The following is a 12,329-nucleotide window of genomic DNA, read 5'->3' as shown; positions in this document are numbered from 1 at the left end:
GGGGTGCCTACCGGGGTGGGGGTGACACGTTGTGTCGCGGCTGTAGGTGCGTCGTGGCTTGTCGCGCAGTTCCCCGCGCCCCTGAAAGGCCTGCGGCTGCCCGCGGCCCTGAAGGGGCGCCGTCCCTCAAGTACGCCCTGTAATCTCTGTGGTCCCATCACTGTTGCTAAGGAGTTCCCACGTGAGCCAGCGCACCCTCGTCCTTCTCAAGCCCGATGCTGTTCGTCGTGGCCTGACCGGCGAGATCATCAGCCGGATTGAGCGTAAGGCCGGCTGGCAGATCACCGCGCTGGAGTTGCGGAACCTGGATCAGGAGACCCTGGAGCTGCACTACGGGGAGCACAAGGGCAAGCCCTTCTATGAGCCGCTGGTCGCTTTTATGGCCTCTGGGCCCGTTGTTGCCCTGGTTGTCGAGGGGGAGCGGGTCATCGAGGGGGTGCGCGCGCTTGCGGGTCCGACTGACCCGATCGCGGCGGCTCCTGGTTCCATTCGCGGTGACTTCGGTGTGATCGTTCGCGAGAATCTGATCCACGCCTCGGACTCCGAGGAGTCCGCCGAGCGCGAGATGAAGATCTTCTTCCCCGGACTGGCTTGATCGCGGATACCCGGTCGCGTCCCGTCGCGACACGGCACACCCACCCGGCGTACGCGAAGATTTTCTGACGCTACGTCAACCAAGAGCTATATCTGACCAGGCCCTGCCGCAAAAAAGCGCCAGGGCCTGGCATATGCGTGGCGATCGGGGGAACGCATGCCTCCATTGGCTCGTCTCCACAAGCGAGGCGGCACATCATCTGCTGACATTGGCGAAGACCCTCGCGCGGTGTTCGGTGCAGGCGCGACTACGATGGAAGCCTTCACGTCACAGCGCACACCCTCGCCGACCTAACAAGCCATCAAAAGCTCCACTTGGGAAGGCCAGACGAATCCTGATGGGGAACTCAATGTCGTTCATCGGCCGTGATATGGCTGTCGACCTCGGGACCGCCAACACGCTGGTGTACGTCAGGGGTCGAGGGATCGTACTCAACGAGCCGTCCGTCGTCGCGATCAACACCAACACCGGTGGCATCCTCGCGGTGGGTGCCGAAGCGAAGAAGATGATCGGCCGGACTCCCGGCAACATCGTCGCGGTGCGTCCGCTGAAGGACGGCGTCATCGCCGACTTCGAGATCACCGAGCGGATGCTCCGCTACTTCATTCTGAAGATCCACAAGAGGCGGTATCTCGCCCGGCCGAGGGTCGTCGTCTGTGTGCCCTCGGGTATCACCGGTGTCGAGCGGCGCGCCGTCATCGAGGCCTCCTCCCAGGCCGGTGCCCGCCAGGTGCACATCATCGAGGAGCCGATGGCCGCGGCCATCGGCTCCGGACTGCCGGTCCACGAGGCCACGGGCAACATGGTGGTGGACATCGGCGGCGGCACCACGGAGGTCGCGGTCATCTCGCTCGGCGGAATCGTCACGGCGCAGTCCATCCGTGTCGCGGGTGACGAACTGGACAACGCGATCATCCAGCACATCAAGAAGGAGTACAGCCTCCTTCTCGGTGAGCGGACTGCCGAGCAGATCAAGATCACGATTGGTTCGGCGTACGACCTCGACGCTGACGAACACACCGAAATCCGCGGCCGGGACCTGGTCTCCGGTCTGCCGAAGACCGTCGTCATCTCCGCCGCCGAAGTGCGCAAGGCGATTGAGGAGCCGGTCAACGCGATCGTCGACGCGGTCAAGACGACGCTCGACAAGTGTCCTCCGGAGTTGTCCGGTGACGTCATGGACCGCGGGATTGTGCTGACCGGCGGCGGCGCGCTGCTGCGCGGGCTCGACGAGCGGCTGCGGCGCGAGACCGGGATGCCGATCCATATCGCCGAGGATCCGCTGGACAGTGTGGCGCTCGGTTCCGGTAAGTGCGTAGAGGAGTTCGAGGCGCTCCAGCAGGTGCTGGACGCCCAGCCCCGCAGATGAAGTAACTCTTCGATTCCGCCGTACGGGATGATCTCCTCTCGTGCGGCGGATCGTTGATATAGAGGCATAAGCTCCCCCAAAGCGCCCCGGCCGAGGGGAGCCCCACACGAATCCGACGAGGAAGGCACGGCCGCCGCACGTGAGGGACACACGAGAGAGCCGGCTGCTCCTGGTGCTGCTGATCGCCATCGCGTTCGCTTTGATCACGGTGGATATCCGCGGCGGCGAGGACTCGCCCGTCGACGGGGCCCGCTCGGCCGCCGCCACGGTCTTCGGCCCGATCGAGAACGGGGTGTCCTCCGCGGTCGACCCCGTCGGCAACGCGATCGCAGCGGTCCGCGACTCCGGCGACCGGCACGACCGTATCGCCCAACTGGAGCGGGACAACGCCGCGTTGAAGGCGGAGCTGGGCAGCGACGACCGTAACCGCAGCCGGCTCAAGCAGCTCAACAAGATCCTGAAGACGGCGGGCGCCGGGCAGTACGGCATCAAGGGCGCCGAAGTCATCGCGATAGGAGCGGCCCAGGGCTTCTCCTGGACCGTCACCCTCGACGTGGGCGCGAACGACGGCATCCAGCGCGATATGACCGTCCTGAACGGGGATGGGCTTGTTGGGCGCGTGACGACGGTCGGGCCGAACACCGCCACCGTGCTTCTCGCCAGCGACCCGGACTTCACGGTCGGTACGCGCATGGAGTCCACCGACGAACTCGGCTTCGCCTCCGGCCAGGGCGACCGGCCGCTGCGCGTGGAGATGCTCAACGGCAAGGCCAAGATCAAGAAGGGGGATCGCCTGGTCACCTTCGGCTCCCAGGCCGACAAGCCGTTCGTGCCCGGTGTCCCCGTCGGTGTCGTCTCCCGCGTCGACCCCTCCGGCGGCGATCTGACCCGCACCATCTACGTCGAGCCGTACGTCGGCTTCAGCAAGCTCGACGTCGTCGGCGTCGTCACCCAGGCCCCGCCCAGGGACCCGCGCGACCAGGTGCTGCCGCCCAAACCCAAGCCGACCCCCAGGCCGACGGTGACCGTGACGGTCACCCCGTCCGCCGGGGCGCCCGCCGACGGCCTGCCCGAACAGCAGCAAGAGCAGTAGGAGCTGAACCCGTATGCGCTTCAACCGAATGCTGCTCTCCGCCACCCTGGTGATCGTCGCCCTGGTGATCCAGGTGACCATCCTCGCCCGCCTCCAACTGCCGGGCGCCGTACCGGACTTGCTGCTGCTCACCGTGCTCGGCCTGGCCCTGGTGTACGGCCACGTCGGCGGCGCCCTCGTCGGCTTCGGCGCCGGCCTGCTCGCCGACCTCGCACCACCCGCCGACCATGCCGCCGGGCGCTACGCGCTCGTGCTGTGCCTCATCGGCTACCTCGCGGGGCTCGCCAAGCCCGACAAGGGCCAGATCAGATCCGCGACCGGTCCGATGGTCGTGGTCGTCGCCTCGGCGATCGGATCCACGCTTCTGTACGCGGGAGTCGGCGCCCTCGTCGGTGACACCGCCGCACGTCATGTGGGCCTGGGCAGCCTGCTGTTCACGTCCGCGCTGTACGACCTGCTGCTCGCGCCCTTCGTGGTGCCCGGGATCATGGCGCTCGCCCGCCGCGCCGACAACGATCCGCTCGCCGAGACCACGTCCGCGAAGGCGACCGACGTCTCCTCCGGCTGGCTGTCCTCCGGCGGCACGGGGCTGCGCCTCGGTGGCCAGCGCGGCGGGCTGCGGATGAAGGCCGCGGGCGGGCTCCGGATGAAGTCCGCGAAGAACCGCGTGGCCCGGGCCGGACGGATCAAGGGGGTCAAGCGGCTGTGAGGGTACGGAAGTTGGCGGGCCGACCGCAGATCTGCGGGTCTCACAGGTGCGTCGGATATGACACATACACACACTGAGAGGGGGAGGCAGCCGCAGTGACGAATATCCCCGAGACCGGGCGGACCCCACGCGTCCAGATTCGGCTCGTTATCATCCAGATCCTCGTCTTCTCCCTCCTCGCCACTCTCGGCGGACGCCTCTGGTATCTGCAGATCCGCGAAGGCGACGCCTACGCCAAGGAGGCGTCCGGGAACCACGTTCAGCAGGTGGTGAGCCCGGCCGTGCGCGGGTCGATTCTCGACGCGCGCGGTGTGCCGATCGCCGACAACGAGACGCGGCTCGTGGTGTCCGCCTCGCGTACCGATCTGCTGAAGATGAAGGACGACGGCGAGGCGGTACTCACCAAACTCGCCGACGTGCTGGGCCTGAAGCCCAAGGACGTCATGGACAAGGTGCGGCTGTGCGACTCCAAGACGCCGCAGCCCTGCTGGAACGGCTCGCCCTACCAGCCGATCCCCATCACCGACGAGGCCACCGCCAAGCAGGCCCTCCAGATCCGCGAACGCTCCGAGGACTTCCCCGGTATCACCGCCGAACCCCAGGCCGTACGCCGCTACGCGAGCCCCGGTGACGCCAACACCGCGCAGGTCCTCGGCTATCTCTCACCCGTCACGGACGAGGAGATCAAGGAAGCGGAGAAGAGCGAATCCCCGTACCTGCGCTCCGACATGGTCGGCCGGTCCGGCCTGGAGCGCAGGTACGACCAGCAGCTGCGCGGCAAGGCCGGCGTCACCCGCTATGAGGTCGACAACCTCGGCCGCGTCATGGGCGAGGCCAAGAGCGACCCGGCCCAGCCCGGCGCGAACCTCGTCACCAGCATCGACGCCCGGGTCCAGCGCGTCGCCGAGTACGAGCTGCAAAAGGCGATGAAGGAGGCCCGCAAGGAGTTCGACGACAACACCGGCGAGAACTACAAGGCGGACTCCGGCGCCGTCGTCGTCATGGAGTCCAAGACGGGCCGCATCGTCTCCATGGCGTCCAACCCGTCGTACGACCCCAACGCCTGGGTCGGCGGCATCTCCGGCAAGGACTACGCACGGCTCACCGGCAAGAAGTCCAACTACCCGCTGCTGAACCGGGCGATCCAGGGCCAGTCCGCCCCCGGCTCCGTCTTCAAGGTCATCCCGACGGCCGCCGCGATCAAGGCCGGCTACTCCTTCGACGGCCCGTACCAGTGCTCCAGCTCGTACAACATCGGCAGCCAGGTCTTCAAGAACTTCGAGTCCAAGGGGTACGGCCCGATCTCGCTGGGCCGCGCGCTCGAGGTCTCCTGCGACACCGTCTTCTACCGGCTCTCCCACGAGGAGTGGAAGCGGGACGGCGGCAACAAGCCGAAGAAGAACGCCAACGACTGGTTCTACAAGACGGCCCACCAGTTCGGCCTCGGCAAGGAGACCGGCATCGACCTGCCGAACGAGGTCACCGGACGCGTCCCCGACCGCCAGTGGAAGCAGGACTACTGGAAGGCCAACAAGGACTCCTGGTGCAAGACCGGCAAGAAGAGCGGCGACTACGCCGAGCGCATCGCGTACGAGAACTGCCTCGAAGGCAACAGGCTGCGCGCCGGTGACTCCGTCAACTACTCCATCGGCCAGGGCGACACCCTCGTCACCCCGATCCAGATGGCCACCATCTACTCGGCGATCTCCAACGGCGGCACCATGTACGACCCGACCGTCGGCAAGGCGATCGTCAGCGCCGACGGCAAGAGCGTCCAGGAGATCGCCCCGAAGCCGCACGGCAAGCTGCCGATGTCGAAGCAGGCGCTCGGCGAGATAGACGAAGCCCTCGAGGGAGTCGCCACCCGCGGTACGGCCGCCTGGCGCTTCGCCGATGTCGGCTGGCCGCAGGACAAGATCCCGATGCACGCCAAGACGGGTACCGCCGAGGTCTACGGCAAGCAGACGACCTCGTGGTTCACCACGTACACCAACGAGTACACGGTCGTCATGACCATCTCCCAGGGTGGTACCGGCTCCGGCGCCTCCGGCCCCGCCGTGCGCAACATCTACGACGCGCTGTACGGCGTCTCCGACGACGGCAAGATCAACAAGAAGAAGGCCCTGCTGCCCCAGCCGCAGAAGAGCCTGCCGAAGATCCAGCCGGACGGTTCGATCGACGCCCCGAAGATCGGGAAGTACGTGCCGCAGGAGGAAGCGACCCAGGAGAGCCAGCAGGCGGCGACCGGTGACGATCCGGCCGCCACCGTGCCCTCCCCGAACACCGGCAACAACCGCGACACCCGACGGCGCGCCGATCGCTCCAGGAAGAGGCGGAGGACCACCGAATGACCGGCGCGAGCGGCTTCTCCGTCTCCGGCTACGGGCCCCAACGCTCGGTCTGGGCGCGGCTGTTCGCCCGCGACTCGCTGGCGCGCCGGCTCGACTGGCCGATACTGCTCTCGGCCATCGCCCTCTCCGTGATCGGCGCGGCCCTCGTCTACTCGGCGACCCGCAACCGCACCGAGCTCAACCAGGGCGACCCGTACTACTTCCTGGTCCGGCACCTGCTCAACACGGGCATCGGCTTCGCCCTGATGATCGCCACGGTCTGGCTCGGCCACCGCACACTGCGGGGGGCCGTGCCGATCCTGTACGGCATCTCGGTGGTCCTCATCATCCTGGTGCTGACCCCGCTCGGCGCCACGATCAACGGCTCGCACGCGTGGATCAAGCTGCCCGGCGGATTCTCGCTGCAGCCCTCGGAGTTCGTGAAGATCACGATCATCCTCGGTATGGGGATGCTCCTCGCGGCCAGAGTCGACGCCGGCGACAAGCCCTACCCCGACCATCGCACGGTCCTGCAAGCCCTGGGCCTGGCCACCGTCCCGATACTGATCGTCCTGCTCATGCCCGACCTCGGCTCGGTCATGGTCATGGTGATCATCGTGCTCGGCGTACTGCTCGCCTCCGGCGCCTCCAACCGCTGGGTGCTCGGCCTCATGGGCACGGGTGCGGCGGGCGCGATCGCGGTCTGGCAGCTCGGGGTCCTCGACGAGTACCAGATCAACCGCTTCGCCGCCTTCGCCAACCCCGAGCTCGACCCGGCCGGCGTCGGCTACAACACCAACCAGGCCCGCATCGCGATCGGTTCGGGCGGACTGTTCGGCACCGGGCTCGGCAACGGCTCGCAGACCACCGGCCAGTTCGTCCCCGAACAGCAGACGGACTTCGTCTTCACGGTCGCGGGCGAGGAGCTTGGCTTCCTCGGCGCAGGGCTGATCCTCCTGCTGCTGGGCCTCATCCTGTGGCGCGCCTGCCGTATCGCCCGCGAGACGACTGAGCTGTACGGCACGATCGTCGCCGCCGGGATCATCGCCTGGTTCGCGTTCCAGTCCTTCGAGAACGTGGGCATGACGCTGGGGATCATGCCGGTGGCAGGGCTGCCGCTGCCCTTCGTGTCGTACGGGGGGTCGTCGATGTTCGCGGTGTGGGTGGCTGTGGGGTTGTTGCAGTCGATCCGGGTCCAGCGCCCCATGTCCGCGTAGGAGGGGTCCGGTCGGCAGGGATCGCGTTGGCACGGCTGCTGCCTGGGCAAGCGCCACGTAACGTCCGGAAGAACGTTAAATGTGTCTCAGATGGCGAGTGCGTGCGCTTTGAGGGCTGCCCCCGATGCCGAATCGTGACTAGATTCAGGTCATGGCGGACACGAAGCGGGAGATCGAGCGTAAGTACGAGGCGGGCGAGGGTGCGGGGCTTCCCGATCTGAGCGGCGTGAGCGGCGTCGCGAGCGTCATCGACAAGGGCCTCGCCGAGCTCGACGCGACCTACTACGACACGGCCGACCAGCGGCTCGCCGCGTCCTCCATCACGCTGCGCCGCCGTACCGGAGGCGATGACGCGGGCTGGCATCTGAAGCTGCCGGTCTCCGACGGCGTACGCGACGAGATCCGCGCCCCGCTGTCCGACGCCCTGCCCCGGGGTCTCGCCGGCCTCGTCCGCTCCCGGGTGCGCGACGCCGAACTGCTCCCCGTCGTACGGCTCCAGTCCGCGCGCGACGTCTGCCACCTCGTCGACGCCTCCGGCGGCCTGCTCGCCGAGGTCAGTGTCGACCGCGTACACGCCGAGCGGCTCAACGGCGGCGACAGGACCACCGACTGGACCGAGATCGAGGTGGAGCTGGCCGACGACGGCGACCCCGCCTTCCTCGACAAGGTCGAGAAGAAGCTCCGCAAAGCCGGGATCAGCCGCTCCAAGTCCGCCTCCAAACTGGCCAGGGCGCTGGAGGAGACCGGAAAACCGGCGAAGAACGGGAAACCGGCGAAGAACGGAAAACCGGCGGAGACCAGGGAAACCGGGCCGGTCAAGCAGCCCAAGCAGCCCAAGCAGCCCAAGCAGACCAAGCAGGCCAAGTCGACCGGTCGCAAGAACGAGAAGGCCAAGGTCGTCCTGATCGCCGAGCCGGAGCCGCCCACCGCGGGCGACCACGTCCTCGCGTACATACGCGCCCAGCGTGACGCGCTCGTCGAACTCGACCCCGCCGTACGGCGCGACGTGTACGACTCCGTGCACCGGATGCGCGTCGCCACCCGCCGCCTGCGCAGCAGCTTCCGCTCGTACGGGAAGGTCCTGGACCGGGCCGTCACCGATCCGATCGGCGACGAACTCAAGTGGCTGGCCGGGGAGTTTGGCGTCGACCGCGACCAGGAGGTACTGACCGAGCGGCTGACGGCGGCGCTCGACGAGTTGCCGCGCACCCTGCTCGCCGGTCCCGTCCGCACCCGGCTGCGGACCTGGGCGAACGCCCGGCGCGGTGGTTCGCGCCGCCGGTTGATCGCGGTGCTGGACGGGAAGCGGTACCTCGACCTGCTCGCCACCCTCGACTCCCTGGTCGCCGAGCCGCCGCTGCTCAAGGCCGCCACGGGCCCGCCCGACAGGGTGATCGGCAAGGCCGTCCGCGGGGACTTCGCGAAGCTGTCCGCCCTGGTCGTCCAGGCCATCGACGCACCGCCCGGCACGGACCGCGACCTCGCGATCCACGATGCCCGCAAGAAGGCCAAGCGCACGCGGTACGCGGCCGAGGCCGCCACCAAGGCGCTCGGCGAACCCGCCGCCAGCCTGGTCAAGTCGATGAAGTCCCTCCAGGGCCTCCTCGGCGACCACCAGGACAGCGTGATGACCCGCCTCGCCCTGCGCGACCTCGCCACCCAGGCCCATGCGGCGGGCGAGAGCTCCTTCACGTACGGCGTGCTGTACGGCAGGGAGGAGCAGCGCGCGGCGGACGCCGAGCGGGCACTGCCGGAGGCCTGGACGGCGATCTTCACCGCGGCTGGGGGCTTCGTGGGGACGCGTTAGTCTTGAGGGTCCCCCCTGTCAGCTCACGAAGGTCCCCACCACGATGTCTGTCGAGTCGGTCTTCCCACAGCTCGAGGCCCTGCTGCCGCATGTGCAGAAGCCGATCCAGTATGTAGGCGGTGAGCTCAACTCCACCGTCAAGGACTGGGACAGCTCCGACGTCCGCTGGGCGCTCATGTACCCCGACGCGTACGAGGTCGGACTGCCCAACCAGGGCGTGCAGATCCTCTACGAAGTCCTCAACGAGCGCGAGGGCGTGCTCGCCGAGCGCACATACAGCGTGTGGCCGGACCTCGAGGAGCTGATGCGGGAGCACGGCGTCCCGCAGTTCACGGTGGACAGCCACCGCCCGGTGCGCGCCTTCGACGTGCTCGGGCTCAGCTTCTCCACGGAGCTCGGCTACACCAACATGCTGACGGCCCTGGACCTCGCGGGCATCCCGCTGGAGTCGAAGGACCGGGGCCTCGACGACCCGATCGTGCTCGCCGGAGGCCACGCCGCCTTCAACCCCGAGCCGATCGCCGACTTCCTCGACGCGGCGATCATCGGCGACGGCGAGCAGGCCGTGCTCGACATGACGGAGATCATCCGCGCCTGGAAGGCGGAGGGCCGGCCGGGCGGTCGCGAAGAGGTCCTGTTCCGCCTCGCGAAGACCGGCAACGTCTACATCCCGGCGTTCTACGACGTGGAGTACCTGCCGGACGGCCGCATCGGACGCGTCGTACCGAACAAGTCCGGAGTCCCGTGGCGCGTGTCCAAGCACACCGTCATGGACCTCGATGAGTGGCCGTACCCGAAGCAGCCGCTGGTGCCGCTCGCGGAGACGGTCCACGAGCGCATGTCGGTGGAGATCTTCCGCGGCTGCACGCGCGGCTGCCGCTTCTGCCAGGCCGGCATGATCACGCGCCCGGTGCGCGAGCGCTCGATCACGGGCATCGGCGAGATGGTCGACAAGGGCCTGAAGGCGACGGGCTTCGAAGAGGTAGGCCTCCTGTCGCTGTCGTCCGCTGATCACTCGGAGATCGGCGACATCGCGAAGGGCCTGGCGGACCGGTACGAGGAGGACAAGGTCGGCCTGTCGCTGCCCTCCACCCGGGTCGACGCCTTCAACATCGACCTGGCCAACGAGCTGACGCGCAACGGCCGCAGGTCGGGCCTGACCTTCGCACCCGAAGGCGGTTCGGAACGCATCCGCAAGGTCATCAACAAGATGGTCTCGGAAGAGGACCTGATCAGGACGGTCTCGACGGCGTACGGCAACGGCTGGCGTCAGGTGAAGCTCTACTTCATGTGCGGCCTGCCGACGGAGACCGACGACGACGTCCTGCAGATCGCCGACATGGCGACCCGCGTGATCCAGAAGGGCCGCGAAGTCTCGGGTCAGAACGACATCCGCTGCACGGTGTCGATCGGCGGCTTCGTGCCCAAGCCCCACACCCCCTTCCAGTGGGCGCCGCAGCTCTCGGCCGAGGAGACGGACGCCCGTCTCACGAAGCTCCGCGACAAGATCCGCGGCGACAAGAAGTACGGCCGCTCCATCGGCTTCCGCTACCACGACGGCAAGCCCGGCATCGTCGAGGGCCTGCTCTCCCGCGGCGACCGTCGCATCGGCGCCGTCATCCGCGCCGTCTACGAGGACGGCGGCCGCTTCGACGGCTGGCGTGAGCACTTCTCGTACGACCGCTGGATGCAGTGCGCCGACAAAACGCTGCCCGCGTACGGCGTGGACGTCGACTGGTACACCACCCGCGAGCGTACGTACGAGGAGGTCCTCCCCTGGGACCACCTCGACTCCGGCCTCGACAAGGACTGGCTCTGGGAGGACTGGCAGGACGCCCTCGACGAGACGGAGGTCGAGGACTGCCGCTGGACCCCGTGCTTCGACTGCGGAGTGTGCCCCGCCATGGACACAACCATCCAGGTCGGCCCGACGGGTAAGAAGCTGCTGCCACTGACGGTGGTCAAGTAGGACGACGAGGCGAGGGCCCGGCCGACGGCGGAAATACCGTGGCCGGGCCCTCGTGCGTCGCGGCACAATGCGGTGATGCCGCAGCTCATCAGCCCTGATCCGCGTTTTCGTGTTTCCTTCCTGGCAGCGGTCCAGGAGAACCTCGCCGAGGGCGAGTCCTTCGGTGACACCCTCAAGAGGGAGCTCGCCGTGTACGGCGACAGCTGGCATGAGCCGGACGGATTCGCGCGCTATGTCGCCGCCGTTCGCGAGGAGGAGCTGGAGGAGGGGCGCCGGCCCGACGGGTTCGTGCCCGGCAGCTGGTACTGGTACGTGGACGGTGAGACCTATCTCGGGCGGATCCAGGTGCGTCACCGGCTGACGCCCCACCTTCGCGACTACGGCGGTCACATCGGCTACGGCGTACGGCCGGCCGCGCGGCGGAATGGCCACGCCACCGCCATGCTGCGCGGCGTTCTGCCGTACGCGCGCGCCCTCGGACTCGAGCGGGTGCTCGTCACCTGTGACACAACCAACGTCGGTTCGCGGAAGGTCATCGAGGCCAATGGTGGGGAGTTCGAAGACGAGCGGGGCGGGAAGCTGAGGTTCTGGATCCTTACGGGGCGCTGATGCGTCTTCGTCAGCATGGACCTGGAAAAGCCGTCGTCCGCGACGCCTGTGCCACAGCCGCAGCCGTACGAGACCAAGCCCGTGCCCGGGCAGCAGCAGGACGCCGCGCCTGAAGGGTGCCTCGCGGTCGCGATCCGGATACCCGTGCGGATCGTGGTGCTTGTGCTGGTTGTGCCGGTGCGGATGGTGTGGGACGCGCTGGTGGTCGGGGGGCGGTTCCTGAGGGACACGGTGTTCCGGCCGCTGGGGCGGGCGGTCATGTGGGTGCTTGTGCCCGTGGGGCAGGCCGTGGTGACCGCTGTCGAGTGGCTGGCCAAGCTGGTGTTCGTGTGGCCTTGGGTGGGGCTGTGGCGGTATGTGGTCGTGCCCGTTGGGCGGGGGCTGGGGTGGCTCGGGCATGTGCTGTTCGTCGTGCCGGGCGTGTGGTTGTACGCGCGGGTGCTGACGCCGCTCGGGCACGGGATTGTGGCGGCGCTGCGGGGGATCGGGGCCGGGTGTGCCTGGTTGTGGCGGGTGCTGGTGGTCGTTCCGGCGGGCTGGTTGTACGCGCGGGTGCTGACGCCGCTCGGGCACGGGATTGTGGCGGCGCTGCGGGGGATCGGGGCCGGGTGTGCCTGGTTGTGGCGGGTGC

General features: G+C 68.1%; 9 protein-coding genes and 1 pseudogene. All 10 read left to right on the top strand.

Annotation, left to right across the window (positions count from 1 at the left end; all coding sequences use genetic code 11):
• Nucleotides 1–181: 181 nt before the first annotated feature.
• Nucleotides 182–595, top strand: coding sequence for a nucleoside-diphosphate kinase (gene ndk, locus G6048_RS42020; RefSeq protein ID WP_165344877.1), 414 nt, complete (start codon nucleotides 182–184; stop codon nucleotides 593–595).
• Between the two features lie 349 nt (nucleotides 596–944).
• Nucleotides 945–1,964 (top strand): rod shape-determining protein, encoded by a 1,020-nt coding sequence (locus G6048_RS42015; protein ID WP_028802628.1) that lies wholly within the window; start codon nucleotides 945–947, stop codon nucleotides 1,962–1,964.
• A 139-nt stretch (nucleotides 1,965–2,103) separates the two neighbouring features.
• Nucleotides 2,104–3,057 carry a rod shape-determining protein MreC gene (mreC, locus tag G6048_RS42010; protein WP_165344876.1) on the top strand — a complete coding sequence of 318 codons (954 nt, stop codon included), beginning with the start codon at nucleotides 2,104–2,106 and terminating at the stop codon, nucleotides 3,055–3,057.
• A 13-nt stretch (nucleotides 3,058–3,070) separates the two neighbouring features.
• Nucleotides 3,071–3,766 carry a rod shape-determining protein MreD gene (gene mreD / locus G6048_RS42005; protein ID WP_165344875.1) on the top strand — a complete coding sequence of 232 codons (696 nt, stop codon included), beginning with the start codon at nucleotides 3,071–3,073 and terminating at the stop codon, nucleotides 3,764–3,766.
• Nucleotides 3,767–3,861: 95 nt separating this feature from the next.
• Nucleotides 3,862–6,117, top strand: a complete 2,256-nt coding sequence (gene mrdA, locus G6048_RS42000) for a penicillin-binding protein 2 (RefSeq protein WP_165344874.1) — start codon at nucleotides 3,862–3,864, stop codon at nucleotides 6,115–6,117.
• Nucleotides 6,114–7,313, top strand: coding sequence for a rod shape-determining protein RodA (gene rodA / locus G6048_RS41995; protein WP_165344873.1), 1,200 nt, complete (start codon nucleotides 6,114–6,116; stop codon nucleotides 7,311–7,313). The genes mrdA and rodA overlap by 4 nt, the downstream gene beginning before the upstream one ends.
• A gap of 151 nt (nucleotides 7,314–7,464) precedes the next feature.
• The gene (locus G6048_RS41990; protein WP_165344872.1) at nucleotides 7,465–9,120 is read left to right on the top strand and encodes a CYTH and CHAD domain-containing protein; all 1,656 of its coding nucleotides are present in this window, start codon (nucleotides 7,465–7,467) and stop codon (nucleotides 9,118–9,120) included.
• A gap of 43 nt (nucleotides 9,121–9,163) precedes the next feature.
• Nucleotides 9,164–11,089: a TIGR03960 family B12-binding radical SAM protein gene (locus tag G6048_RS41985; protein WP_165344871.1), complete on the top strand. Its 1,926-nt coding sequence runs from the start codon at nucleotides 9,164–9,166 to the stop codon at nucleotides 11,087–11,089.
• Between the two features lie 75 nt (nucleotides 11,090–11,164).
• Entirely contained in the window at nucleotides 11,165–11,698 is a 534-nt protein-coding gene (locus G6048_RS41980) for a GNAT family N-acetyltransferase (protein WP_165344870.1), read from the top strand.
• A 15-nt stretch (nucleotides 11,699–11,713) separates the two neighbouring features.
• Nucleotides 11,714–12,329 (top strand): annotated as a pseudogene (locus G6048_RS41975) (hypothetical protein); the annotation flags it as partial.

Origin of the sequence: Streptomyces ureilyticus, assembly GCF_011045025.1 — a bacterium.
GTDB lineage: Bacteria > Actinomycetota > Actinomycetes > Streptomycetales > Streptomycetaceae > Streptomyces > Streptomyces ureilyticus.
Note: the sequence above shows the minus strand (reverse complement) of the source record. Positions and strands in the feature narration are given on the sequence as shown.